Source organism: Pseudomonas quasicaspiana (assembly GCF_021147825.1).
Lineage (GTDB): Bacteria > Pseudomonadota > Gammaproteobacteria > Pseudomonadales > Pseudomonadaceae > Aquipseudomonas > Aquipseudomonas quasicaspiana.
The window spans coordinates 1-24,159 of record NZ_JAGTPI010000001.1 but is presented as its reverse complement, the minus strand read 5'-3'; the positions used below and the strand labels follow the sequence as shown (position 1 = coordinate 24,159).

Sequence of the window (24,159 nt, the reverse complement as noted above, 5' to 3'; positions counted from 1 at the left end):
GGTTTTTCCGCTCATGGGAAGTCCCGTTTCAAGATGTCAGATGGGGAGACTGTGTTTGATAGACGCGCCGGAAAAGCACCGGACTATACGTTGGATGGTTTTCGTGCAGCGACGCCGCTTCATTTTCAACGGTCATTCTATCTGCTGCCAACGCATTTCTGCGAGCAGTCAATGTGGTCTGTTGTTCGCCGAGAAGGATAAGCTGCGCATCGATGCTCTCATTGAAATGGCCCACGAACTCATTGAACTGATCCATGCCGAAGAGAGTGGCAATGAGTTCCGCTCGTTGGGCATTGGGGCGTGCGGCGATTCTGGAAAACGCGTCGATCCGGTTCTTTTCTACGAAGCAGAAACGATAGGTGTCAGCGTTGGCAACGACATTTACAGTCGTGTGCTTCCAGTATGTTCCAGGCCATGTGGCCGCTGGTTCGGCCACCACTCAGCCCGATCTGGACCGGGCCTGTGACCAGGTAGGGGTTCATCTGTGCCCTCGCCGGTGGTTTGTTTTAGGCGCTGGCGGATAGCGCGAGTAGCTCTTCGGTTCCCGAGGCAAGCCCGGCATGCAGCTCGACCCTTCGTCCGGCGAGCATTCCGGCGATCTGTGCGTTCAGATCAAGCTCCGCTTCCTTGGCTTTACGTGCTTCACCGACCTTCTTGTCGGCGAGGTATTCAGCGATTAGGGGCTGGTACTGCGCTTCCACCGCTACCAGCTCTTATCCGGCCTGTTTCTGCTCAAGCAGTTGACCTTCCTCGCCGCGAGGGACCAGGGCATGCAGCTTGCTGTGGACCTCGTTGACCCAAGCGATTGCGAAATGGTCGCCAGCTGTTGCTGGTGAATAGCTGCGGCGGTGCCGACCAGCGCGCACGCCGGACGAGTATTCGCTTCGGGCTTGTGTGAGCTTCGCGAGCAGGGTTTCGTACGCATACAATGCGATATGCTGAGAGGGGTTGACGCCAACGAATACTGCGCGCTCAACGCGGCGACGCTTGGTATTGCACCAGTGTTGGTACCGCAATGCTTTGCAGTTGAAGACTTGCGCGACCATCGCGCTCAAGTTCCGGTCCCAGACCGGCCGTCTTTCAGCGCGCGACATCGACGATTCAACTTCGCCGACGTCGCTCAACTTAACGTCCGTTTCGCTCAACTGGTACTCGCGCATCAGCGCTTGCGCCTGGCGCATTGCCGTTGCCGTTGCCGCTTCGTTCTCGTTGGAGCTTTGAGCGAGTGCCAAGCAGTGTTTGATTTTGCGGATGGCTCGCTCTAGCTTCTTCTGGTCAATCGGTTGTTCGGACATAGATCATCCTCGCCGGTGTGGCGTGATTCGTTGAGTTGGAAAAACCCCAAGTGGAACGGGGTTTAGAGGTCGCAGACACTTCAGCCTCAAATGCGCTGGAGCACTGCAAAAATGAAAAGAATTACTGAGTGGGTGAACCTGGTAGCCGCGCTTGTGAGGTTGGGGACAGCATTGTTCTTCGCGCTCGCAGTGACGGGCAGCACCCCTTTAGGCAGCGGGCACTGCGTCTTGGAACACGTCCATCTGAGCAGCCCCATCCAGCCAGGCTGAGTCTATTCGAGCGCGGGCAAGTGTCGCGTAGTCAGGATTCAGCTCGCAGATAATTGATCTGCGACCCTCCTGCATTGAAACAAGTGAGGTGGTACCGGCTCCGCCGAACGGATCAAGCACGACTCCACCGCGCGGCGCTCCGGCCAGAATGCATGGCCGTATAAGGTCGGGCGGAAATGTGGCGAAGTGGGCACTCTTGAAGCCCTGAGTCGGCACGGTCCACACGCTGGGCTTATTCCGGCTCGCAACATCCCATTCACTTTCAGCCCGATCTGGCCGGTGGGTGCCTTTGCTCTGGCCTGGGATGGCTTTCTCCCGTTTTGAATCATCTCGCTGGAAACTGTCACGCCTAGATCGCTCACCACCGACGGCCTTCATCGGCCCGTTGGTTTTTCCGGGCACCCTGTCACTGCCGGACTGTTGCTCGAGATCCTGCGCCCATCTGGTGATACTGGATTCGGCCGCTGGCTCCCGGATCGCCTGCATATCGCAGTGATAACGGCGCGATTTGCTTAGCAGGAAGATGTATTCATGGGCCTTAGTGCATCGGTCTCGGGTGGATTCTGGCATCGGGTTTGGCTTCTGCCAAATGATGGCCTGCCGCAGATACCAGCCATCGTTCTGCAGCGCGAAAGCTAAGCGCCACGGCATGCCCATCAAATCTTTTGGCTTGAATCCCTCTGGGGGCGTGGGTCTCTGGCCGCGTAGCACTGCACCTCTGGTCGCCGTCGAAACCGCTCCGTGCTTGCCAGCCTGTCTACCCTTTGCGTAGCCTCCTGATATCGATGCGTAACTATCGCCCATGTTAACCCAGGCCGTGCCATCGTCCCGTAGTACCCGACGAACTTCACGGAACACATCGACCAGCCGGGCAATAAATTCTGGCGGCGTTTCCTCAAGGCCGATCTGGCCCTCGACACCGTAGTCGCTCAGACCGAAGTAGGGCGGGCTGGTCACACATGTGTGCACTGACTGGTCTGGCAGCGTCCGCATCATCTCGATGCAGTCGCCGACCAGTATCTGGTGGAGCTGACTCATATCGGATTCCAGTTAGGCGCAGCCCTTCCGGTACCGGATGAGGTGGCGCAAGTTGTTGAAGAGGTAATGGGCTATGCTTAAAGCTCAAGCCAAAGGAGTGAGTCATGGGCGCAAGCACGGAAGAGGTGTCTAGGTTGGCGTTAAAAGCCGTGCTTGCCACTGCTATGAAGCAAGGATTGGAGCTGGACTCGTTATGTGAGGCATCGATCGATTGGATGCTCAACGACGCAGCCTATGGAGCAGAGGATGTTGCTTAGGCCGTCAGTGAAATTGAGGTGACTGCCGACTCTATTGAATCTGCGTGAAGCAAACTTAAGTCTAAACCCACGAGGGTTCCGACATGACCGACAAGCACGCAATGGAACTGAAGCACGCGCTCGTCGCTGTATTCACAACAGCAGCGAGCATGGGTATCGATATCGGCGAGCTGTCAGAGCAGGCGGCGAGTGATCTGGCCGAAGAGGAAGCAGGGTGGCTCGACCTGTACAAGCCAGGTGCGGTGCATGAGATTCGATACTGCCGCGACTTGGTGAAGGGCTTCGATATCGTTGACCATTAGCTGACAGGCTGATCCCTGTGTAGCGTGATTCGTTGACGTGAGGTGGGAATGATCTCTTAGGGTGACCTGAGCTGCTCCGCAAGTTATCTTGAGTCATGGTTGGATAACCGAAGGAGATCTAAAACGTGTGGTTCGGAACCGAAAAGGAAAGATTTAAGGCTCAACGGGGCATCATGTTCATCCCGCTAGTTGCCACGATTTTCTTTGTTGCTGTGAAGGTCGAAGCGTACGTTTTGGGAACCGGGACGCTGACCGACTTGCTGAAAGCCATTTTCGTTGCTGGCCTAACTGGTGGCGTCTTTTATTTAGCCGGAAAGTGGTGACTTGGTGACTTGGTGACCTGGTGATTTGGGATGGGGATGCCGACACAGCGTGGCTTGACCGGCATTAGCAGGTGATACGTTCCCCGATAACCGTCGTGGTGAAGCTGACGCTGTATTCGAGCTGAAGCCGGAAGTCGCCGCCACAGGTGTCGCACTCCATGTCCTTGTCGCCGTAGTCCTCAGTTTCAATGTGGATCACGGTTGCGCAATGCGGACATTTGCACTCGTCCTGCGCCCTGTAGTCCCACTCGTCATAGTCGTCGGCCGCGACCTTGGCCAGTGCCTCAGCCTTGGCCACTGCATCGATTGCGTCTTGGCATGGCTTGCAGATGAAGCCGTCGCGTTGGCCCCAAGGCGTGTCCGCCAGAGCGGATCGGTGCGTTTTGCATTGAATGCATACGTCGTGCTTATCGCAAACTTTGTAGCTGTAGCCTTCGGTGCTGCCGGTGCATTTTTTGCAACCCGATACCCAGTACCGGGCCCCTTCGATGCGTTCAGCGTAAAGACCCTTTTCAGGAGCCATGAGCTCAACGCAGGGCAGGCCGTTGCGGTGGGGTTTACCGTGCCAGCCATCGTTCCACTTGCAGGTGTGGCCGCTGCGCGTGCGCTCTGTCCACTCGCCGGGAATTTCCGGGATCAAAATCTTGGTGTCCTTGCTCATGGTTATCTCCATGCATGCGCCGCCCTCCGTGACCGGTGGTGGCAAATAGGTTGGGGGTGAGCTATAGATGATGACCGGCATGGAGCCGGATCAAAGGAGTTCAGATGCCTCTATTAGTTGATCGCAGCCCCACCGTTGATTACGACGATCCGCTTCATAGCGTCAAGTTCGTAATTGCATTCAAATGGGGTAGTCCTAGCAATCCAGTCCCGCTATCAGTGGTAGTACTTACTAAGATTGACGCGGACTTGGTAGTCGCAGCCACCCTTACCGATAGCTGGCAGAGTTATGACGACGCTGTGGACGCTGGCAAAGAAGCAGCGAATGAATTCGTTAGCTGCTATTGGCTGGACTAAATGATCGTTGGCTGACCTCTTTGCTTTGGTCATGCATTTTCATCTCGTTAGTGGCGCCACTGCTGACGCCAGTGCTTTGCAGCTCGCGGTTGCAACCGCCCTCCATAACCGGATGCGACATAGTGGCTATTTGGTTTGAGTTGGGGTATTACGGGAGGCCGACATGGAGCCGGTTCAAAAGGAGTTGTAGATGAGCTTTGATTTAGTTTCGCTTGGAGATCTGATAAGGATGCTGTCGGCGGGTGGCGTGCTTGAACTAAGTGTGGCCGGTAGAAATGTGGGCGACATGGTCCGTTTAGCTTCAGCAGCTAACGGTGGTAACGGAGGGTTAATCTTGTCCGGCCTCGGTGAGAGGCCTATTGGTGACTACGTCCGTATCGCCAGTGCTGGTGGAGGTAAGGTGACACTGAAGTGGTAAACCGCGATTTAGGTTTCTGATTTGGCAGACTTGCTGAAAACTGACGAATCAGGCTTAAGCATCCGGTCTTGATCTTCTGGGCTTGCCCGCATCCAAAAAGTCCGAGGTTCTGCCAGGCCTCCTACGGGCTTTGGATGCCGTTGCGTTTCATGGCAGCGGCCATCCCGGCTTTAACGCCCGACGCCATTCGGATGATCACCTTTTCGATTCCCAGCTTTTTGGCCTTTGCCTTCTCCCGGTCCCGATAATCCTTCGAGTGATCCGCCGGAGACTTCTTTGCTTTGGTCATGCGCTTTCATTCCGGAGGGTGGTAGGTGTAACCAGCGCTGTTTGCGTCTTTGTGCGACTCGGCATTGCAGACGCTTCACCGGCTTGCCTGCTGTACTGAGTAATCAATGTCGAACGCGCTTACCAGGCGACGCATCAGCGTGTTGCTGATCTGCAGTTCCTTGAGTGCAGCTGTCCGCGACAATCCTCTGTCTCGCGTATCCTTGATCCTATCCGTTCCAGACGGGTTGGTTGAGCTTCCAAAGCCGCTGCCAGCTCCAGACGTTGCTACCGAAGAGCCAGCAGTTGGGGAGCCAAACGATGAGTAACATTGAATGGAAAGAATTAATCACCAAGGAAATGAAAGAAGCCTCTGCGTCGGCTCAGGCTTTGGTTAACGCAGCCGCAGAAATAGCCAGGCTCCGCGCTGTTGCTGATTTTGTTATCCCTCCGATTCAGGACGCAGTGGACATCGACGACGCAACCGATGCTGAAATTGCGCGCCTCAAGGCGTGTCTTGGCCGACTTCCTGATCACCCAGGTTATCCAAAGACCATAGACTGGCCAGTTGTTCCCGCCTGATTAAACGAACAAAGAAGCCCGCCATTGAGCGGGTATTTTTTTGCCTGGAGAAAGCATGACCGTATCCGAAAAAGACCGCGACATTTTTGCCCGCACTTTATGGGGAGAGGCTCGTGGTGAGGGCTTGAATGGTCAGATCGCCGTGGCGTGGACCATCCGCAATGGCGTCGACATCGATCTTAACAATGACGGCAAGCCGGATTGGTGGGGGGAAGGGTACAGCGGCGTGTGCCTGAAGGCTTACCAGTTCAGTTGCTGGAACAAGAACGACCCGAATTACCTGTATTTGAGCGGTGCAAAAGCAATCCCATTCCGCGAGTTGGCTCAAGCGCGCATAGCTGCTGACCTGGTGATCGACGGCAAGCAGCCTGATCCAACTCGAGGAGCGACTCACTACTACGCGACCACAATGCCCATGGCCCCGGGGTGGGCGGCGAAGGCCAAGCAGACGCTGAAGCTGGGTCGTCACGTCTTCTTTCGTGACGTTCCATAGCCGACTGAGCAGGTCACGCTCGCTTTGCCGCGCGAGGCTTTTGCTTAAAACATCTTGGAGATCAAAATGCGTACCGAACAATTCGTGCTGAAGTACAGCTACGGCGTACACACGGTGGCTGTGCAAGCTAATGGCGGCAGCCTCAAGGTAGAGAAGGCCGTGGGCACCACTTGGGTTCAAACGGACTCATTCAGTACAGACGGAGCATGGCGTCTGGATTTGGGAAACTTCCCTACACGTTTACGCCGGTCGGCTCCGCCGCGTATCAGGTGGAAAAATGAGCCTTCTCGTTAGTGCGATACCGCGCCGACAGCCAATCCGCCGTGGGTTAGGCCTGCTTGGTGACAGCTTCTCCGGAAACTGCCACACCATCGCTGCAACCGCATACGGTACTGAGGCATACGGCTTCGCGGCCATGATCGCGGCGCGTACCGGATTGTGCCCGAGCTACCTCGATAACCAGGGCAAAGTCGGCGACCACACCGGCCAGTTCATGGCCCGGCTACCGGCCTGCATCGCTTCCTCCACTGCCGATCTGTGGCTTCTGCTGTCGCGCACCAACGACAGCACCACTGCCGGTATGACGCTGGCCGACACCAAAGCTAACGTGATGAAGGTTGTCACAGCTTTTCTGAACACGCCCGGCAAGTACCTGATCCTCGGCACAGGCACTCCACGCTTCGGCGCACGGGCGCTGGCCGGGCAAGCGCTGGCCGACGCAATTGCCTACAAAGACTGGGGGCTCAGCTACGTGAGCCAGTTCATGCGCGTCATGAACATCTGGGATGGCTTTACAGAAGCAATGACGGTGGAGGGTTTGCACCCGAATATCGTGGGCGCGGATTTCATTAGCTCGAGTGTCGTGCCGATCATTACCGCCAACTTTGAATTCCCTGGCATCCCGTTGCCGACGGACGCTGGCGATATTTACTCGGCTATCCGTCCATTCGGCTGCCTCAATGCCAACCCGCTACTGTCCGGAACTGGCGGCACTCTCCTGGCGGGTGTGAATGCCGTGGCTGGATCCTTGCTGGCTGATGGGTATAAGGCCGTCGGCTCTGGCTTAACCGGTATCACCACGCGGTGGTTCAAAGAGCCTGCAGAATTCGGCGAGGCTCAGTGTATGTCGGCTCGTCGCGCGGCATACTGGCGTGGGAAGCAGAATTGATCATCACCAAGCCGGTCAGCGGCACCTCTACGACCTTCTATTACCGGTCGATGGACAAGTACCAAGAGCCATTCACCATGCCTGCCAACTTTTCCGGGGAGCTGGAAACGCAGCGTGGGGTAGTTGACATCAGTGAGACGGTGATCACGTCGCGCATGGGCCTGTACTTGGCGGCGGGCGCGGCCCAGAACTCCACGGTAAAAGCCGCTCAGTTTGGAATACGCAAGATTTAAGCCCTGCCAAGTATGTCAGCAATGATCAATCTAGCCGCGGGATCTAGTCCTTTATGTAAAGGGCTTATATATGGGGATCTCACCTTCAGCGCACTAAGCGAAACGGTATGAAATTACAGCAAGTTGATATCATAGCCCCGCTAGGAATGAACAAGACCTGTACGAAACGTCAAGCTGGTATATGGTCTGTACAAGTTTCATTTGGTTGCATACCGTTTGTTGGCAGCTCCAAAAAAAATTCAGAACGTTTTTAACACTGGCTTTATCTTAGTTTATGCCTGCTGCGAACAGTGGGCATAAGCGAAACCTCAATTACATTTGGAGTACTATTATGACGACGAGTAATAAGAACCCAGGTAATTTCGCCAACGATCATGAAAAAGCATCGGAGGCGGGGAGGAAAGGCGGCCAGGCTTCTGGCGGTAACTTTGCCAACGATCGTGAAAAGGCTTCGGATGCTGGTCGCAAGGGTGGCCAGAATAGCCATGGCGGCGGCCGCAAGTCGTAACTATAAATCTGCACAACTGCGGGGGCGGCATCGCTGCCCCTTCCTACACTATAGATCTATAGAAAAGGAGAAAGCCGTGCGTTTATCGTCTGAAAGTCAGCAAAGTTTGCTCTCTCAAAAAACGAGCGACCAAGTGCGTGCTGAAGCAAGAGCAGGCCCACGATCGAACATGCAGAAGTGTTACGAATATCGCCGAGGTGCTGAGCTCGTCGAAGTAACTGTCGGCGGGTTTGAAAAGCTACCTTTGTGTGAAAGATATTTATAAGTTTGTCCACCAGCGGTGGGTCAACTCGATTTTGCTATCGCGAAATTACAGTTGCGCAACCGGTACAACAACGAGGTAAATAAACATGAGCACGAATGAAAAAGACCAAATGAGCGTCAATGAAGCCGGTAAAAAAGGTGGTGATGCTACTGCTGCTTCCCATGACAAGGAATTCTACCAAGAGAATGGCAGCAAGGGCGGCCAAAACAGCGGCGGGAACTTTAAAAAGGATCCCGAGCGTGCCGCTGAGGCAGGTAGCAAAGGTGGTCAGCACAGCGGAGACAATTTTGCTAACGACCGGGAGAAAGCGTCGGAAGCAGGCCGTAAAGGTGGTGAGAACAGCCACGGTGGCGGACGCAACAATTGAAACGCTTGACGCAGGGGGGCTTTGCTCCCCTGTTTGATCGACGAGGGATACTATGCCGTTGCACGTTATTAATTTCACGGGACCGGTCACCGCCTCCACTTGCAGCCAGCTTATCGAAAAAGCCTCATTAGCTGTGCAGCGAGATGCTTCAGGCCTAATAGTGAATATCGCTACTATGGGCGGCGAGTGCAGCTATGGTTTCACCATGTATAACTTTCTATTGTCTCTTCCAATTCCGGTACATACCCATAACTTGGGCACCGTTGAATCGATGGGCAACATCATTTTTTTAGCCGGTGAGCGCAGGACTGCGTGTAAGTACAGTAAATTTCTTTTCCATCCCTTTCATTGGCATGTGCAAGGTTCAGTTGACCATTCGCGCATGTCCGAATACGCGATGAGCCTAGACTACGATTTGCAGTTGTATGCACGCATCGTCGCCGAGCGCACTCAAGATGGAGTAGACAACCTCGAAACCGAAAAATATCTTATTGCAGCACCGCGCATTCTTGATCCGCAACAGGCAATTGCGGCTGGCCTGATCCATGCGGTAGAGCTTCCTGTTATCAAAGCGGAGTTTGTGAGCACCTTCATCCATTCTTAGATTTGACTACATCACCAGATTGGGTCCAGGAATTCTCATGACTTCGTTACGCTAAGCAATAAGGTAAGTTGATTATGGTTCAGGAGCTGCTTCCGTCGAGCGTATGACCTCAACGCGTCAGGTCTCGTTGATGTGGGCGTGTACTACATTCTGTTAAGAGTATGCACGAATATTACATTACCCTTCGCCGAGAAATGATCTTTTTTAGGGTGACGCTTTCGGTTGTGTGATGTGGTCAATCATGGAGGTTTTTAGTTGAGTTCAATTAGTTTATCGGTTTAAAGGAGCATCCGATCATGCCCAGTTCGTGCCATTACAAGGTGGACTACCTCTATCACGGCGCTTACAAGACGTTCTATGTAAGAGCGGATTTGATGAATAACTCAGAAGCCTGGCATTGGGCTGCGGTTGATGCTGGCCTTGGCCAGATTCCAAAATACCGCAGTGAGAGAGTCCCGAAGGTCAGCAAGCCACTCGCCGAACGGCTTGGAATAACAGACGTTGCATGGAGTCACGCTTAATGTGGGAAGAGCTAACGCTGGGCTTCTTTGGACATCATCCGTGCTCATCCGCTGGGTAAAGCACTAATGTCAGTGCGCACTGAAATAATGATCGCGATTCTTTTCGGCGTCGTATGGATAGCCGCCTGCTTGGGCATAGTAGTTAATTTATCTATGACTGGTGTGCCCGGATTCAGTGCTTTCCGTACGTTCGCCGTGATGAGGAGCTATTGGACTACCGGTCTCCCTCGAAGCGCCGCGATGATCGTGAGCTCGCGATCATCGCTAAGGACGGCCGATCGCGACCAAGCAATCCATCACGCTTTTCGTTGCTCAAGTGACGGGCCTTGATATGTCAAAAACAATTAACCTGGGTTGTGGAATTGTGCTTGATTACACGAGATTGGTACCCGGAGGCATACTCTTATCTTAAAGCGACACATCCCTTTCATGGAGAATGCTATGTTCAGTCATGTGCACGTTGGGGCTAGGGATCTTGAGTGCTTGGCTGCCTTTTACGATGCTTTACTGCCGAGATTGGGCTTGATTCAGGTGTCTGAGGGAAACGGTGGATCTGCTAAAGGCGTAGGCTGGCGATACCCCAACAAGCGATGGCCCCAGTTCTTTGTGCAATACCCTATAAATGGTCTTCCAGCCACTTGTGGAAATGGAGTTCAAGTGAGTTTTCTAGCGACTTCGGAAGCCCAGGTTCGTGAGGTCTGGGCGCTTGCAATTGAAATGGGGGCTGCCGATGAAGGTAAGCCTGGCTTGCGAGAATATGCGTCCGATTTCTATGCTGCGTATTGTCGAGATCCAGAGGGAAATAAGCTCTGCTTTGCATATGCTCCGGATCATTAGAAGCAGCAAGGCGTGTTCACCAGATGCATATATGGTTTGCGCGTATCCGTCATAAGGGAGTGAGATGGGCGCCAGTTCTCATAGCGGGCATTCGTTGTATGTCCCTAACAGAAAAGGCGTCCCGGGGGGCTTTTATGTTCTTGCTGCGGTGATTTACGATTTGGCATTCAATTATGGGTACATGTCAGCCTTGTTACTGGAGCCGCCATGAGCGACATAAACACTCCATACGGTATTCTCGATTCAGATCATGCTATTGAACTGCTAACCCCTCCAGCCAGCCAACTGGATCAAATGGTACTGGCTCATTTTCAACGCTGGCGGGTGGTGGGTATTTTTTTACGTTGTGTGTCCTGCGGTCATTCGCAAAAGGGCAGCGAAAGCATGCGGCCTTTTCTTCATGGTCCGCAATGTAGCGTTGGCGCGACAGAGGATTTTCCTTGGCGCGAGTTAGCGGACCTGTTGCAGCATCTCCCTAGGTAGGGATATCGAATGCGGGCAGGGGCTTCAGGAAGAAGCACTGGGAGACGTGATGATCACGCTACAGGGGAAAAAATGGAGTTGGGATATTCGCCTAGCAGGAGCAGGCAGTCGCTAAGGCTCAAACTAATTATGAAAGGGTGGAGTCCCCCACGAGCGAATGACCTCAACGTGTTGCATCATATGGCTTCATTCGTACCAGGGATACCCACAGAATGGCGCTTCGGGTCTCTGCCGGAATGCCACGGCCATTCGCGAAGCGTGATCATGATTGGCTGATCGCCCAGGCCGCAACCTAGTGCACGTAGTGGGTGCCTGACGCCAGGCCTGAGTGAGGGCGCCAGTTTCACGCCGACTCCGTGGGCGATCACTTCTTTTTCATGTCCATGTAATGGCCGGCGCTGTCGATCACGCTGGCCCCTCTATTCAAATAAGATTACCGACCGCTCGGCAAGGGCGGTCGGGTCTCAACTTGTTCAAGGCTTACCCTATATGTGGTGTAGGTGTCGCCATCCTCGAGATAAAGGTCGCTTCGATATCTCAGTACTGCGCCTTTGAGTTTGATGTGCAGGCCGTTGGCGACGCGTTGGATGCCCACGTCTTTCAAATCGGTGTCTGAAACCAGAAACGGCGGCGTCTTGCCCAGATACACCTTCATGGTTTCGTCAGTCGATTCACGGTTATCCATATAGAACTTCAGCGTCTTGGGCTCTGAACGATCCCTGGCTTCCTCGACGATATATAGCCACTCCCCCGGGATGAAGTTTTGCTTTAGTACTATTTGGGGGGGAAGCTCCGGTTTGTGCAGGTAGCCATAGGTGAGAAAGCCGACGAAGCAGAGCAGCGAGGCTATTGCGAGGTACTTTTTAAGCCTGGGCTTTAGGGCTTGCCATTCGGTTTTATTCACAGGCTTCAACTTTGGGTGTCAATGGTTGTCTTGGTAAGCGCCCAGCGTGGCGCAATGTCGACACTTGAAGAGGTACCTACGCAGCGGGCGAGTGACACCGGCCAGTTACTGCCATATCAATGGATACCTGCTTGAGCTACGCAAGCGTGTGCTCCTCATTCTTAGTCATTGCTTAATCATGATGCTCCGTCTTGGCGATGACAAGGGGAGCCGATCGGTAAGCGATGCAGAGAAAATTGCTTGCATATCAGCTGATATCTGGCGAAATCACGCAAGGTGACTTGGCTGGACGCTTACTCATATGGAAATGGACGAGCCCTACGTTCTCATGGGGGTACGTACGAAGCATATTTTTGCTTGTCACCGAAAAATCATCCATTGATGCTGTTGCTTTGCGTGGGGGCTTCTGTCGCATGATGTGAACGAGCAGCCACCAGGGTCTTTGTCGTATGTGCAGTTCCCCGATAAGGATTGAGGCTGGTCGAGCAAGGGGCAGGCCTTCAATACCAATAAGGGGACATTTGTTAAATAGCCCCACAGATAAGCCCGCTTTGGCGGGTTTTTTTGCGCCTGCTGGAAAGCAGCCCCCTTGAGACTGGCATTCCGTGCTATACCACCGCGGCCTTTGCGCGAACTGCGCCTTGGATCACGGATATTGTCCCATGACTGATGAGCCCTCGTTGTTGAACCTCCCGGATAACCTGCCTGACAACGTCTATGCCTCGTGGGTCGGCGCACTCACTGCGCTGCGGGAAAGCCCCAATACTGCCCTCGCCAACGAGCGTCTTCAATTTTGCACCGCTTACTTACAGGCTCTGGAAGACGCACAGATAATCGATTATCACATTGGGCGCATGCTTCACGCCGAGGTACAGGCCCTGAGCGTTGCCGTTCGCGTTGTATTGGGCACCCTAGTACCGTGACACGTTCAGTCATCATCAAAGGAACGCTGTGCGCCAAGCTTGAGGTGGGCGCGGTGCAGGAGGTGTCCGTGAGTCGGCAGGGCGAAAAATGGAAGTTGACCATTCGTTCGGGCGGCGCCCGCAGCCGCTGGTTGCCGGTGCGCTCGCGTTGAGAGGCTTGGGCTAGCCTGACAGCGGTGAGCCGCTTTGCCGAGTCGGCGGGTATCGGGCGTCTTAGGCACCATGCCGGTAGAGTTTGAATCCCTATCTCTCGACACTGAACCTGGGGCGTCACGCTTCTTCAGAGATGCCCCTGAGTAGGATGGCTTGAGGGCAGCCTGCTCGGACAGAGTGGATCCTCTATGAAACCCATGCCTTTACAGGAATGGCAATCCTCGCGGAGTTCGAAGCGGTCGCAGCAACTCGAACACTGCCTAAAAATTGAGAATTGCTCCCGCTCCCATAGCGCGACGTAACGGACCATGTCGCCTTCCTCCAGCGCAATCAGCCCTGCATCAATGATTGATCTGTAGGTATCAGGATCATCCAGGCGCTTGATCATCTTCCCGTCAACCAACTTCCAAGTCTCTACAAGGGTGAGCTTTTGGCCAGTCTCGGTGTAAATGTAGCGATCCCTGAAGACGCCATATTGAGCATAGGTTCTGGTGATGACGGGTCTGTCTCCGTCTGCCTCGAGGATCTGCGCGAAGAACTCCATAGGACCTGGCTTCACGCCTGGCCCATGAAGAAATACCCGGTTTCCGCTGATGCTGCCTGTCTGAACCCCGGCTTCGTTGTAGATATCGTAGTCCGCTGCTGGATTCCTCCAGGCGAGCGGAGCCTCCTCAATGTGGTGACAGAACGCGCCAGTGGCCAGCTCAAGCATTTCGAATCGCTCCATTTCGTCGACGCAACCCATCTTTAATAAGTTGTCAGCAAACCTCATCAGGTACCGGTAGTTGGCACTGGGGTTGGTCCAGGCGCTGGCATTCCAGCATGATCGATACCACTCCTCAGTGTGGCTTTGGGGTTTGAAGGGTTGCATCATTACTTCTCATTATACTGCTTGGATATACAGTAATCGAGTGGCGCGATTCCGGACAGGTCCGGGTGACGAGTAGCACGCTGTGGGGGGGCTCAATCGGCAGGACGCCGGGAGGGGGATGTAGCTCGTACTGACCTTTCTTCACAAAGGCGTGCCACGTCTGTCTGGCACGCTCTAGGACGGCAGGGAGCCGTCAGCTAGAACGGTTAGCCTCGAACATGATCCATTGCCTGGTACGCGCCTTGCGAATGACTGGTGCGCAATTCGCCAGAGATGGGTTTTCTCTGCTGACTTCGACCATGAAAATATTTCGGACTTGCTCGCTGCTCTGCAAAAACTCATGCACGGCTCCTTCAATAAAAGAGAGTTCGCTGTAAGCATCTTTGATCTGGTCGCGGCGGATGAACCCATTGCCTGCTCTAAGTACATTCGAATGCATTGGAATGGCTTCAAATACAGCTGGATCTTAGCCCGGAATTGATGTCATGACCGCGGTTGCGATCATTGGCGACATCAACCCAGCAAGCGCAGACTGCTTCGACGGCAATGAGCACTCTGCGCCTTTGAAGTGAGGTGATCTGATAGCATTCAACGGAAGTAGGAAATTATCGCAGGTGATTTTTCGAGACAAAGATTGTTCAGCCTAAGGCTGGGGGCATCCTTTTCAAACCATCCCAAGCATGCCCTCAGATATGCCCCCAATATAGCAATGCACTGGAAGTGAATGGAGCTCCGTGGTCTGTGAAAAGGCAAAATGATCAGAAGAACTGCCTGTCTTGCGACGCCTAAAGACTCTCAGGCAAGCCAAAAAACATCTGAATCCGCGACCTTAACCACCTTTCACCCGGATCATTATCCTGCGACCCACGCCACGCCATGTGCAGTTCGAAGGTCTGGGTCTCGATAGGCAAAGCCTCAGCTCTTACCCCGCCAGCCGCAGTCAGCACAGCCGCCGCGTAGTCGGGCACTGTGGCGACGATGTCGGTACCGGCGAGAAGGGTGGCCAAGCCGTTGAACTGCGGGACAGCGAGGACGACGTGGCGTTTGTGGCCGAGCTTCTCGAGGTGTTCGTCGATGAAACCACTCAAGTCCCCTGCAAAGGAAACCAGTGCGTGGGGGCGGGAGCAGAAGTCTTCTAGGCTTAATGCGCCGGGCATGGTGTCGGCGCGCAGCAGCATGGGTTTGCTGCGGCGCAGGACTTTGCGTTTGGCGTTGGCCGGCAGGTCGCTGGTGTAGCTGACGCCGATGGATATCTCGCCGGACGCCAACAGTGCGGGCATCAGGATGTAGTTGACCCGGCGGATAACCAGCACGATACCCGGTGATTCCGAACGCAGGCGTTTGAGCAGGGATGGCAGCAGGGCGAATTCGACATCGTCCGACAGGCCGATGCGGAAGACTGCGGTGCTGGTCGCCGGGTCAAACTCCGAAGCGCGGCTGACGGCTGTGGAAATCGAATCAAGGGCTGGCGAGAGCAGGGCGAAGATCTCTGTTGCCCGGGCCGTTGGCTCCATGCTGCGACCTGTGCGCACAAACAACGGATCGTCAAACAGGCCACGCAAGCGCGACAGGGCAGCACTGATTGCCGGTTGGCCGAGAAAAAGCTTTTCGGCCGCACGCGTCACACTGCGCTCATGCATCAGGGTTTCAAAGACAATGAGCAAATTGAGGTCGACGCGACGCAGGTCGTTGCGGTTCATGGCGGGAGATCTCGGCCGTTGATCAATGCGATGGTGTGCAAACAGCGGAACACTTGCAGCTGTCTGGTGAAGCAGGGTGGATCTAGCTGACACATCTCGGGCGTGAATAGTACGAGCAAATGCTACCTTTGCGCATTCATAAATTTTACGGTGTGCCAGACGCCCGGCAACGCTGCGGGTTGCATTGTCCGGCTGACATGCGAACAATGGCCGCCCATGAGCGTTTGACGATTGGCCTGGGAATATCCATGCGAAACCTATGACAATCGATGACAGACATGTCGACTATTAATAGCCACTGATAGTGTTACCGGCAGAGCCCGGATAGAGTTCATGGCATCAAGGTTTTCTAGGCGAGGTTCGAAATGTCCCGCACGATCCGTTTTCATCAGTTTGGTCCAGCCGAGGTGCTCAAGATCGAAGAGCATCCGGTCGCGTTGCCAGCACCCGGCGAGGTTCAGGTACGTGTCCAGGCGATCGGTATCAGCTGGTACGACGTGCTATGGCGGCAGAACCTGGCGCCTTCACAGGCACGGCTCCCCGCAGGTATCGGTCAGGAAATGGCCGGTGTTGTCACTGCAGTGGGTGAGGGCGTTGATGACCTGAAGGTCGGTGACAAGGTTGCCAGTTTCCCTGCGGCCGATCCGAATCAGCATCCGGTGTACGGTGAAACCATCGTCATGCCGCGTACGTCATTGACGCGTTATCCCGATGTTTTGACCCCTATTGAGGCCAGCGTGCACTACACGCCGTTGCTGGTGGCGTACTTCGCGTATGTTGACCTGGCGCGAATCAAGCCGGGCCAAACCGCGTTGGTCACGGACGCCAGCCACTGTGCGGGACCTTCGTTTGTGCAGTTGGGCAAGGCATTGGGTTTGAAAGTGATCGCGGTCACCAAGACCGACGACGCTCGCGAGTACCTGTTGTCTCTGGGCGCAGACAAAGTCGTGGTCACCGAAGAGCAGGACCTGCTGATGGCCGTCAACAAGTACACGGACAATCGCGGTGTCGATGTCGTGCTCGACGGCCTGGGCGGTCCACAGATGTCGATCATGGGCGATGTGCTTGCTCCTCGTGGCAGCCTGGTGCTGTACGGCCTGCAAGGCGGTAATCAGACGCCATTCCCGGCCTGTGCAGCGTTCCAGAAAAACATTCAGTTCTTCGTACATTGCCTGGGTAACTTCACGGGTAAGCCGGAACTGGGGATCACTCAGGATGACGCGGCGCTGCAACGTGCGCTGCGTGACATCAATCAACTGACTGCCGATCGGGTGCTGGAACCCCTCAAAACCCGGGTTTTCGCGTTCAGTGATGTGGTTCAGGCGCACCGCTACATGGATGGTTGCCCGATTGGTGGCCGTGCAGTGCTGGAAGTGGAAGAGCCTCAGGCCTGATCAGGCGGGTTGTTTCACCCTTGAATGCCCTCCACGCTGGAGGGCATTTTGCTGTGTGACATTTGACTTTAGTCCGTAACCTGAACGTTATTTCAAAGCATTTAAACATTCAGCGCCCTATTGTTTGTGTGCGCAGGCAATTATTAAACGAATCTGCGAGAGCGCGGCAATGCTTATGCGCTTGAGTGTGTGTATCTGTCGCGTCTCGCTGGAGTTGAATACCTGTGTATCGAACACTCGCAAGTGCATGGTTTGAATCCCGATGTTCTGTGGGAGCGAATTCATTCGCGAAGGCGGCAGCCCCGACACACCGCATTCCCGAGTGAAATGACGTCCTCAAGGCTACCATTGCAGCGCGACGGCCTTGCGCAAAGGCTCTATGAAACACCTCAATAATTGAATTTTATAAACAGGAAATTAAACTATCACGTTTAATGTTTGCAAACTTAAACGCACTAATCTCGCCTCTTTAATTCCTGTTTCACATCTTGTAATTACCAAATTAATATCGATAATAGTTGGGTGCTTTTACCACTCAGGGAATGAGTCATGGTCAATTATGATTTTTCAAAGCTGTCCGATTTTAAACTCCTTTCTTGCAACGCACTTCGTTGGGGAATGCAAAGGAGTGCATCAGCATGAGCTCCATTCACGAACAGGCGATGAACTACGTCTATCAGCAAGTGCTGCAGCGGCTGCTGGGTTATTTTCGACGAGCAGAGCGCACGGCGCTGCAGTTGCTGATTCAGCGATTGATCGTGGCCGCAGGCGGCATTGAGCGTATTTCAAGTTTCAATGTGCTGGTGCCTTTCAGTGGCGGCAAGGACAGCGCCTATACCGTGGCGCTGCTGCGAGCGGCCCAGTTGAGCATTGCCGGGCGCGCACCTGCCACCTTCAACCTGCGTGTTGCCAACATGCGCCATGCCGGCATTACACCGGCAGTCATGGAGAATATCCAGCGGACCTACTCAGCACTGTTTCTGCATGACGACCCTCGAGTGGAACTGCTGGAGGTTGATCATCAGGTGGTCAGAGTCTTTGAGCCAGATGTGCCCATGTCCCGTGCCGGACGGGAGCAGAATCGTTCGGACATGCTGGTCAATGGTCATGTTTCTGCCGGGGACGGCCGGACCACGTTCTGCAACAGCTGTTACCTGGGCATCGCCGAGTTCTTTGAGCTGGCTACCACTTGGGGCGGCGGGGTCGATGCGGTGGTGAGTGGCGATTCGCGCAAAGAGCAAAAACAGTACGTCACGTGGGTCATGCGCCTGGCGCCCGGCACTGCGCATCGTTTCAGCGATTCGGGAAACCAGAATTTCAACACAATGTTGAGTGTTGTTGGCAGCATCAGCCAGTCCTACCAGCAGGAGCTGTATGGGACGAATGATGAGTCAGGGGATCAGTTGATCGCTCCCGTTAGCGTTACAAACAAAGCGGGGGCGCCAGCATTCATTGCCATCTCTGACCTGATCGTCAGCAATGCCGAAGAGCACTGGAAGCTGCTGACCGAATTCCTGGGGTTCCGCTTTGAGGACCTGGCGTTCAGTTTCAGTGAATCCGATTGCGCAAACCCGTTGTTGATGGCGCACATGCGCGGGTTGAAAGTGCAGTATGTCCAGGGACGCAGTTATGCCGAGGGGGTCGAGGAGTATTTGCAACTGGCCAAATCAATGATGCGTAGTAAAGGCATGCCTCAGCGCCTGATCGATCAGGCCATGAGCGCCTATGCCAGCGAGGAGGGCATTGCATCCCGTCGCGAGTTGGCAGCTACGTTTGCGCAGGAAGGTTTTGGCGTCAGCGAAGCACAGCTGATTTGCCTGCTTTTTTCACCTTTCGTCAATGAAGGGCGCGAGCTTGAGGGTTTCCTGCGGCGCCTGCATCCCGGCATGCTGGTCGCCTTGCCCGACTTGCATAAAGCCTTGCAGGGCATGGCCGCACCCGATCAGGTTCTGCAATGGCTGGGTGATATTAGCGGGCTGACCCTTGAAGGCTTGCAGAGCCTGTACCGCAAAAAACGCGTGGATTTCAACGACCCGACCTCCATCATTGCCCGGGTGCGCGCCTCTGATCCTGACAAGAGAGGGGTCATGACCGTCGACCCGCAAACGGGTGGCAATGTCGTTGAGGTGCTTTCGGGGCGTTGACCGCGCGGTCGCCTGGCCGCGAAACGCTCTCGCGGCTGAAGCTGCTCCTATCAAACAAAATGCAATCACTTGACCTGGAATGATTTTCTGTAGGAGCTCACGAGCATCGCGAGGCAGCGATTGCGTCCTGTCTGATACACCGCCATCGCGGCCTCGCGGTGCTCGTGCGCTCCTACAGATCCAATGTTTGCTGCGCGACAGCGCGGTGTCAGTGACACCGGGCGGCTCTCGTCAAACAACCTGCAAACTGCTGGATTGAAATACATTTCCCGTAGGAGCTGCCGAAGGCTGCGAAGCATTTCTCCTGATAGACCGCGATCGCAGCCTTCGGCAGCTCCTACAGTCCAGTGTTTGCTTGGGGAATTGCGCTGTGCCAGGGCACAGAGCAATCCCCAAAGATCCTTGCATAACCTGAATCATCCAGGCCCCGCCGATCCATTTGTATTTGCCAGATATAACCGGTGCTGTTATCTGTATGCCCATCCAGTACCGGCATTTCAGGTTGTGACCGTCATTTCTTCATCCATCAGTTCTGAAACAGGAACCGGGATCAGCACTCAAGCGCTGCGCTCCCTGGCGCCTGATCCCGCTGATCAGGCTCGTTATCTTGTCGCGGTGCGTGCGCTGTGCGAGTTCACCGCCAAAGCAGGCGACCTTGATCTGCGCTTCACGCCATCTCCTACCGCACAGGAAGGCATCGCGGGGCATCGCAGTGTTGCGGCGCGACGCGGTCCCGGTTATCAGTCAGAGGTTTCACTGTCGGGTGAATATCAGCAACTGAGGATTCGTGGTCGGGCCGATGGTTATGACCCGGCACTAAACCAGTTGGAGGAGATCAAGACTTACCGCGGCGAATTGTCAACGATGCCGGACAATCACCGGCAGTTGCACTGGGCGCAGGTGAAGGTCTACGGCTGGCTCCTCTGCCAGCAATTGCAGCTGGACGAAGTCAACCTGGCGCTGGTGTATTTCAACATTGTCACCGAGCAGGAAACGCTGATTCGTGAGCGCTTCACTGCGTCGATCCTGCAGGCGTTCTTTGAACAACATTGCGCCATATTTTTGCGCTGGGCAGAGCAGGAGCTGGAGCACTCCAGTGGGCGTAATCAACAGTTAAACCAGCTGAAATTTCCTCACGGGAGTTTCCGTACCGGTCAGCGTCATCTGGCGGAATCGGTTTTCAAGGCGGTCAGCACCGGCCGTTGCCTGATGGCGCAGGCGCCTACTGGTATTGGTAAAACCATTGGCACTTTGTTTCCGATGCTCAAGGCTGCGCCGACGCAGAAGCTGGACAAAGTGTTCTTCCTGACCGCCAAAACGCCTGGCCGCAAACTGGCGCTGGATGCGTTGACAGTGATCCGTACGAGTGCGCCGGAGTTGAAATTGCGCGTGCTGGAGCTGGTCGCCCGGGACAAGGCTTGCGAGCATCCGGATAAAGCCTGCAATGGCGATTCCTGCCCGCTGGCCAAGGGTTTTTATGACCGTCTGCCGGCGGCGCGCAGTGCTGCGTTGTACGCTCCCTGGCTGGACCAGGCCGGTATGCGTGATGTGGCACTTGCTCATGAGGTCTGCCCGTACTACCTCGGTCAGGAGATCGCGCGTTGGGCGGACGTGGTGATTGCTGACTACAACTACTATTTCGATCTCAGCGGCTTGTTGTTCGGGCTCAGCCAGTTCAATCAGTGGCGCGTGGCGGTGTTGGTGGACGAAGCCCACAACATGGTCGAGCGAGCCAGGCAGATGTACAGCGCCAGCCTCGATCAGCAGAACCTGAGCACGTTGCGCCAGACGGCACCCGAAGCGTTGCAGAAAACCCTGCAACGCTTGAATCGTGAATGGAATGCGCTGCACAAGGAGCAGGTTGCTCCGTATCAGGCCTATGCCGAAACCCCGGGCAAATTTCTGCAAAGCCTGAACCTGTGCGTCGCATCCATGGGGGATTATTTCAATGATCACCCTCATGCGCTGAATGGCGCGCTGCAAAGCTTTTATTTTGAGGCGATTGCGTTTGTGCGCATCGCCGAGTTGTTCGACGAGCATTTTGTGTTCGATATCAGTAAAAGGGCGCAGAGCAGCAAGCGTAGCTATTCCAGGCTGTGCCTGCGCAATGTGGTGCCTGCCCGTTTCATTCGACCCAGGCTCACAGCCGCCCGTAGCAGTGTGTTGTTCTCGGCAACCCTGAGCCCGCGTCACTACTATGCCGATCTGTTGGGCTTGCCGCCGGATACCGCGTGGATTGATGTGGAGTCGCCGTTCAGTCGCGAACAGCTGGACGTGCAGATCATCAGTCGTATTTCCACACGATTCACCCATCGTCAGGCGTCACTGGCGCCCATCGTGGAGCTTTTGTCTGAACAGTTTCAGGCTAGACCGGGCAACTATCTGGCGTTCTTCAGCAGTTTTGATTATCAGCAGCAAGTCGCGGATTTGATGCAGCAAAGCCATCCACACATCCCGATCTGGCAGCAGGCGCGGGGCATGAGTGAAAGTGATCGTCAGGGCTTTCTTGATCGTTTCACCCTGGAAAGTCAGGGCATCGGCTTTGCCGTACTGGGTGGTGCATTTGGCGAAGGCATCGACTTGCCGGGCGCGCGATTGATCGGTGCATTCATTGCGACACTGGGGCTGGCTCAACTCAACCCCGTCAATGAGCAGATCAAACAACGCATGGCTGTGTTGTTCGGCGCGGGCTACGATTACACCTACCTCTTCCCAGGGGTGCAAAAGGTCGTGCAAGCGGCGGGGCGAGTGATTCGAGGGCAGCAGGATCAAGGCGTGGTCATGCTGATCGATGATCGATTTGCCGAGCCGAAGGTGCGTCAGTTACTCCCGCGCTGGTGGCAGCTATGAACGTTCAACGACTTAGGGATCGATAGCCGAGCAACAAGGTCCAACTGCCAGTAAACTGCCGCGCCGCTGATCATTTTCTTGTGTCGTACAGCAGCCAGCATTATTTCTATTCTGCTTTTCATGGAGGTTGTATGAGTCTCAGTCCCTTCGCCGGCAAGCTGGCACCGCCTCAGTTGCTGGTCGATATTCCGCGACTGGTTACCGCTTATTACACCGGCCAGCCTGATGCATCGATTTCGACCCAACGCGTAGCGTTTGGTACTTCCGGCCACCGTGGCAGCTCGTTCGAACTCAGCTTCAACGAGTGGCACGTTCTGGCGATCAGTCAGGCGATTTGCCTGTACCGTCAGGCCAACGGCATCGACGGACCGTTGTTTCTGGGGGCTGATACACACGCCCTGTCCACGCCGGCCGCTGCCAGCGCACTGGAAGTCCTTGCCGCCAATGGTGTGCAAGTGATGATTTCCGAAGGTGACGAATACACGCCAACCCCGGCGGTTTCCCACGCGATCATCTGCTACAACCGTGGCCGCACATCCGGCCTGGCGGACGGTATCGTCATCACGCCGTCGCACAACCCGCCGGAAAGCGGTGGCTTCAAGTACAACCCTCCCAATGGCGGTCCGGCAGACAGCCATATCACCAAGTGGATTGAAGCCAAGGCCAATGAACTGCTGGCGGAAAAAATTCAGGGCGTCAGCCGTATTACTCACGAACGAGCACTGCGTGCCGACACCACCCATCGTCATGATTATTTGAATACCTATGTGGCTGACCTGAAGAACGTCATCGACATGGACGCCATTCGCGACGCAGGTCTGCGCCTGGGCGTAGACCCGTTGGGCGGTGCCGGGGTGCGTTACTGGTCGGCTATTGGCGAGCACTACGGTCTGAATCTGGATGTCGTCAACCAGTTCGTCGATCCGACGTTCCGCTTCATGAGCGTTGACTGGGACGGCCGCATTCGTATGGACCCGTCATCCAACTTTGCCATGCAGGGCCTGATTGGCCTGAAAGACAAGTATCAGGTTGCATTTGCCTGCGATCCTGATCACGACCGCCACGGGATCGTAACCCCAACGGGTGGTCTGCTGGCTCCTAACAATTACCTGGCAGTCTCTATCGACTATCTGTTCCAGAACCGTCCGGGCTGGCGTGCGGACGCAGCGGTTGGCAAAACCGTGGTCAGCAGCGGCATGATTGATCGTGTCGCTACGCGTCTTGGTCGTCGCCTGTACGAAGTGCCAGTCGGCTTCAAATTCTTTGCTGAAGGCCTGTTCGATGGTTCGTTGGGTTTTGGCGGCGAAGAAAGCGCTGGTGCGTCGTTCCTGCGCAAGGACGGCACGGTCTGGACCACTGATAAGGACGGTCTGATTCCTGCGCTTTTGGCTGCAGAGATCACTGCTCGTAAAGGTCGCGATCCCAGCGAAATTTACCAGACACTGACTGAGCAACTGGGCGAGCCGTTCTCGACACGCGTTGAAGCCAAAGCCAGCCCTGAGCAGAAAGCGGCGCTGGGCAAACTGTCGCCGGATCAGGTCAAGTCAACGGAACTGGCGGGCGAGCCGATCCTGAGCGTTCTCAGCCATGCACCGGGCAATAATCAGGCGATTGGCGGTTTGAAAGTGATGACTGGAAATGGCTGGTTTGCAGCGCGGCCATCGGGTACCGAGGACATCTACAAGATCTATGCCGAGAGTTTTATCGGCGAAGAGCACCTCAAGCGTCTTGTGGCAGAAGCTCAAGTGCTGGTGGATGCCGCGATTGCCTGATGCAAATTGAATCTGTAGGAGCTCACCTCGTAACCTCGGTGCGCTCTTGCAGGATCAATGAGGGCGGCGCTGTGTCCTGACAATGCGCTGTGGCGAAGTAAACATCGGGCACTGACTGTAGGAGTGAGCTTGCTCGCGATGGGCGGCCGGCCGGCGGGTTTTTCGGAAAAAGTGGGACCCGCTAGCCCGCCACCGCACGC

General features: G+C 55.1%; 24 protein-coding genes and 3 pseudogenes. 18 read left to right on the top strand and 9 right to left on the bottom strand.

What is annotated here, in order from left to right:
* Positions 1-28 precede the first annotated feature (28 nt).
* The 3 genes and pseudogenes from KDX30_RS00145 to KDX30_RS00135 all read right to left on the bottom strand — a co-directional run bounded on the left by KDX30_RS00145 (position 29) and on the right by KDX30_RS00135 (position 2,603).
* On the bottom strand, positions 29-436 hold the full coding sequence (locus KDX30_RS00145) for a hypothetical protein (RefSeq protein WP_231674597.1): 408 nt from the start codon (positions 434-436) through the stop codon (positions 29-31).
* 70 nt (positions 437-506) lie between these two features.
* Positions 507-1,295, bottom strand: a pseudogene (locus KDX30_RS00140) (DUF2786 domain-containing protein).
* 207 nt (positions 1,296-1,502) lie between these two features.
* Positions 1,503-2,603, bottom strand: a complete 1,101-nt coding sequence (locus tag KDX30_RS00135) for a DNA-methyltransferase (protein ID WP_231674596.1) — start codon at positions 2,601-2,603, stop codon at positions 1,503-1,505.
* Positions 2,604-2,707: 104 nt separating this feature from the next.
* Between KDX30_RS00135 and KDX30_RS00130 the strand changes: the two genes are divergently transcribed.
* From KDX30_RS00130 to KDX30_RS00120, 3 genes are all read left to right on the top strand, one after another.
* Positions 2,708-2,860 carry a hypothetical protein gene (locus tag KDX30_RS00130; RefSeq protein ID WP_231674595.1) on the top strand — a complete coding sequence of 51 codons (153 nt, stop codon included), beginning with the start codon at positions 2,708-2,710 and terminating at the stop codon, positions 2,858-2,860.
* An 83-nt stretch (positions 2,861-2,943) separates the two neighbouring features.
* Positions 2,944-3,162 (top strand): hypothetical protein, encoded by a 219-nt coding sequence (locus KDX30_RS00125; RefSeq protein ID WP_231674594.1) that lies wholly within the window; start codon positions 2,944-2,946, stop codon positions 3,160-3,162.
* Between the two features lie 125 nt (positions 3,163-3,287).
* Positions 3,288-3,485, top strand: a complete 198-nt coding sequence (locus KDX30_RS00120) for a hypothetical protein (protein ID WP_231674593.1) — start codon at positions 3,288-3,290, stop codon at positions 3,483-3,485.
* A 64-nt stretch (positions 3,486-3,549) separates the two neighbouring features.
* Here KDX30_RS00120 and KDX30_RS00115 read toward each other — a convergent pair whose 3' ends face one another.
* On the bottom strand, positions 3,550-4,146 hold the full coding sequence (locus KDX30_RS00115; RefSeq protein ID WP_231674592.1) for a hypothetical protein: 597 nt from the start codon (positions 4,144-4,146) through the stop codon (positions 3,550-3,552).
* A gap of 546 nt (positions 4,147-4,692) precedes the next feature.
* Between KDX30_RS00115 and KDX30_RS00110 the strand changes: the two genes are divergently transcribed.
* Positions 4,693-4,920, top strand: a complete 228-nt coding sequence (locus tag KDX30_RS00110; protein ID WP_231674591.1) for a hypothetical protein — start codon at positions 4,693-4,695, stop codon at positions 4,918-4,920.
* Positions 4,921-5,041: 121 nt separating this feature from the next.
* Here the strand turns inward: KDX30_RS00110 and KDX30_RS00105 are convergent, their stop codons facing one another.
* Positions 5,042-5,209 carry a hypothetical protein gene (locus tag KDX30_RS00105; RefSeq protein ID WP_231674590.1) on the bottom strand — a complete coding sequence of 56 codons (168 nt, stop codon included), beginning with the start codon at positions 5,207-5,209 and terminating at the stop codon, positions 5,042-5,044.
* A 299-nt stretch (positions 5,210-5,508) separates the two neighbouring features.
* Between KDX30_RS00105 and KDX30_RS00100 the strand changes: the two genes are divergently transcribed.
* The 8 genes and pseudogenes from KDX30_RS00100 (at position 5,509) to KDX30_RS00055 (ending at position 11,248) form a co-directional block, all read left to right on the top strand.
* Positions 5,509-5,769 carry a tail fiber assembly protein gene (locus tag KDX30_RS00100; protein ID WP_231674589.1) on the top strand — a complete coding sequence of 87 codons (261 nt, stop codon included), beginning with the start codon at positions 5,509-5,511 and terminating at the stop codon, positions 5,767-5,769.
* A gap of 55 nt (positions 5,770-5,824) precedes the next feature.
* Positions 5,825-6,262: a cell wall hydrolase gene (locus KDX30_RS00095; RefSeq protein WP_231674588.1), complete on the top strand. Its 438-nt coding sequence runs from the start codon at positions 5,825-5,827 to the stop codon at positions 6,260-6,262.
* A gap of 277 nt (positions 6,263-6,539) precedes the next feature.
* Positions 6,540-7,663: pseudogene (locus KDX30_RS00090) on the top strand (SGNH/GDSL hydrolase family protein).
* A gap of 355 nt (positions 7,664-8,018) precedes the next feature.
* Positions 8,019-8,171, top strand: a pseudogene (locus tag KDX30_RS00080) (general stress protein); the annotation flags it as partial.
* Between the two features lie 350 nt (positions 8,172-8,521).
* Entirely contained in the window at positions 8,522-8,803 is a 282-nt protein-coding gene (locus KDX30_RS00075) for a con-10 family general stress protein (protein WP_231674585.1), read from the top strand.
* 52 nt (positions 8,804-8,855) lie between these two features.
* A complete protein-coding gene (locus KDX30_RS00070) occupies positions 8,856-9,407 on the top strand; it encodes an ATP-dependent Clp protease proteolytic subunit (RefSeq protein ID WP_231674584.1) in 552 nt (183 codons plus the stop codon).
* Positions 9,408-9,703: 296 nt separating this feature from the next.
* Entirely contained in the window at positions 9,704-9,928 is a 225-nt protein-coding gene (locus KDX30_RS00065; protein ID WP_231674583.1) for a DUF6555 family protein, read from the top strand.
* 1,044 nt (positions 9,929-10,972) lie between these two features.
* Positions 10,973-11,248, top strand: a complete 276-nt coding sequence (locus tag KDX30_RS00055; protein ID WP_231674581.1) for a hypothetical protein — start codon at positions 10,973-10,975, stop codon at positions 11,246-11,248.
* Between the two features lie 433 nt (positions 11,249-11,681).
* Here the strand turns inward: KDX30_RS00055 and KDX30_RS00050 are convergent, their stop codons facing one another.
* On the bottom strand, positions 11,682-12,152 hold the full coding sequence (locus tag KDX30_RS00050) for a hypothetical protein (protein WP_231674580.1): 471 nt from the start codon (positions 12,150-12,152) through the stop codon (positions 11,682-11,684).
* Positions 12,153-12,814: 662 nt separating this feature from the next.
* On the opposite strand from KDX30_RS00050, the gene KDX30_RS00045 reads away from it, so the two are divergent.
* Positions 12,815-13,075, top strand: a complete 261-nt coding sequence (locus KDX30_RS00045; RefSeq protein WP_231674579.1) for a hypothetical protein — start codon at positions 12,815-12,817, stop codon at positions 13,073-13,075.
* A complete protein-coding gene (locus tag KDX30_RS00040) occupies positions 13,072-13,227 on the top strand; it encodes a hypothetical protein (protein WP_231674578.1) in 156 nt (51 codons plus the stop codon). Before KDX30_RS00045 ends, KDX30_RS00040 begins: the two co-directional genes overlap by 4 nt.
* A 128-nt stretch (positions 13,228-13,355) precedes the next feature.
* Here KDX30_RS00040 and KDX30_RS00035 read toward each other — a convergent pair whose 3' ends face one another.
* The 3 genes from KDX30_RS00035 to KDX30_RS00025 form a co-directional block, all read right to left on the bottom strand.
* Entirely contained in the window at positions 13,356-14,102 is a 747-nt protein-coding gene (locus KDX30_RS00035; RefSeq protein ID WP_231674577.1) for a hypothetical protein, read from the bottom strand.
* A gap of 190 nt (positions 14,103-14,292) precedes the next feature.
* Positions 14,293-14,538, bottom strand: a complete 246-nt coding sequence (locus KDX30_RS00030; RefSeq protein ID WP_231674576.1) for a hypothetical protein — start codon at positions 14,536-14,538, stop codon at positions 14,293-14,295.
* A 346-nt stretch (positions 14,539-14,884) separates the two neighbouring features.
* Entirely contained in the window at positions 14,885-15,799 is a 915-nt protein-coding gene (locus tag KDX30_RS00025) for a LysR family transcriptional regulator (RefSeq protein WP_231674575.1), read from the bottom strand.
* Positions 15,800-16,164: 365 nt separating this feature from the next.
* Here KDX30_RS00025 and KDX30_RS00020 point away from each other — a divergent pair, with 365 nt between their 5' ends.
* The 4 genes from KDX30_RS00020 (at position 16,165) to pgm (ending at position 23,959) form a co-directional block, all read left to right on the top strand.
* A complete protein-coding gene (locus tag KDX30_RS00020) occupies positions 16,165-17,193 on the top strand; it encodes a zinc-dependent alcohol dehydrogenase family protein (RefSeq protein ID WP_231674574.1) in 1,029 nt (342 codons plus the stop codon).
* A gap of 638 nt (positions 17,194-17,831) precedes the next feature.
* On the top strand, positions 17,832-19,337 hold the full coding sequence (locus KDX30_RS00015; RefSeq protein WP_231674573.1) for a hypothetical protein: 1,506 nt from the start codon (positions 17,832-17,834) through the stop codon (positions 19,335-19,337).
* A gap of 549 nt (positions 19,338-19,886) precedes the next feature.
* Positions 19,887-22,187 (top strand): ATP-dependent DNA helicase, encoded by a 2,301-nt coding sequence (locus KDX30_RS00010; RefSeq protein ID WP_231674821.1) that lies wholly within the window; start codon positions 19,887-19,889, stop codon positions 22,185-22,187.
* A gap of 131 nt (positions 22,188-22,318) precedes the next feature.
* On the top strand, positions 22,319-23,959 hold the full coding sequence (pgm, locus tag KDX30_RS00005; protein ID WP_231674572.1) for a phosphoglucomutase (alpha-D-glucose-1,6-bisphosphate-dependent): 1,641 nt from the start codon (positions 22,319-22,321) through the stop codon (positions 23,957-23,959).
* The last annotated feature ends 200 nt before the right edge of the window (positions 23,960-24,159 follow it).

Excerpts from the sequence above, each read along its gene's own strand:
- KDX30_RS00135 (WP_231674596.1), bottom strand. The coding sequence starts at position 2,603 with ATGAGTCAGCTCCACCAGATACTGGTCGGCGACTGCATCGAGATGATG.
- KDX30_RS00130 (WP_231674595.1), top strand. The coding sequence starts at position 2,708 with ATGGGCGCAAGCACGGAAGAGGTGTCTAGGTTGGCGTTAAAAGCCGTG.
- KDX30_RS00125 (WP_231674594.1), top strand. The coding sequence starts at position 2,944 with ATGACCGACAAGCACGCAATGGAACTGAAGCACGCGCTCGTCGCTGTA.
- KDX30_RS00115 (WP_231674592.1), bottom strand. The coding sequence starts at position 4,146 with ATGAGCAAGGACACCAAGATTTTGATCCCGGAAATTCCCGGCGAGTGG.
- KDX30_RS00110 (WP_231674591.1), top strand. The coding sequence starts at position 4,693 with ATGAGCTTTGATTTAGTTTCGCTTGGAGATCTGATAAGGATGCTGTCG.
- KDX30_RS00105 (WP_231674590.1), bottom strand. The coding sequence starts at position 5,209 with ATGACCAAAGCAAAGAAGTCTCCGGCGGATCACTCGAAGGATTATCGG.
- KDX30_RS00100 (WP_231674589.1), top strand. The coding sequence starts at position 5,509 with ATGAGTAACATTGAATGGAAAGAATTAATCACCAAGGAAATGAAAGAA.
- KDX30_RS00095 (WP_231674588.1), top strand. The coding sequence starts at position 5,825 with ATGACCGTATCCGAAAAAGACCGCGACATTTTTGCCCGCACTTTATGG.
- KDX30_RS00075 (WP_231674585.1), top strand. The coding sequence starts at position 8,522 with ATGAGCACGAATGAAAAAGACCAAATGAGCGTCAATGAAGCCGGTAAA.
- KDX30_RS00070 (WP_231674584.1), top strand. The coding sequence starts at position 8,856 with ATGCCGTTGCACGTTATTAATTTCACGGGACCGGTCACCGCCTCCACT.
- KDX30_RS00065 (WP_231674583.1), top strand. The coding sequence starts at position 9,704 with ATGCCCAGTTCGTGCCATTACAAGGTGGACTACCTCTATCACGGCGCT.
- KDX30_RS00055 (WP_231674581.1), top strand. The coding sequence starts at position 10,973 with ATGAGCGACATAAACACTCCATACGGTATTCTCGATTCAGATCATGCT.
- KDX30_RS00045 (WP_231674579.1), top strand. The coding sequence starts at position 12,815 with ATGACTGATGAGCCCTCGTTGTTGAACCTCCCGGATAACCTGCCTGAC.
- KDX30_RS00035 (WP_231674577.1), bottom strand. The coding sequence starts at position 14,102 with ATGATGCAACCCTTCAAACCCCAAAGCCACACTGAGGAGTGGTATCGA.
- KDX30_RS00030 (WP_231674576.1), bottom strand. The coding sequence starts at position 14,538 with ATGCATTCGAATGTACTTAGAGCAGGCAATGGGTTCATCCGCCGCGAC.
- KDX30_RS00025 (WP_231674575.1), bottom strand. The coding sequence starts at position 15,799 with ATGAACCGCAACGACCTGCGTCGCGTCGACCTCAATTTGCTCATTGTC.
- KDX30_RS00020 (WP_231674574.1), top strand. The coding sequence starts at position 16,165 with ATGTCCCGCACGATCCGTTTTCATCAGTTTGGTCCAGCCGAGGTGCTC.
- KDX30_RS00015 (WP_231674573.1), top strand. The coding sequence starts at position 17,832 with ATGAGCTCCATTCACGAACAGGCGATGAACTACGTCTATCAGCAAGTG.
- pgm (WP_231674572.1), top strand. The coding sequence starts at position 22,319 with ATGAGTCTCAGTCCCTTCGCCGGCAAGCTGGCACCGCCTCAGTTGCTG.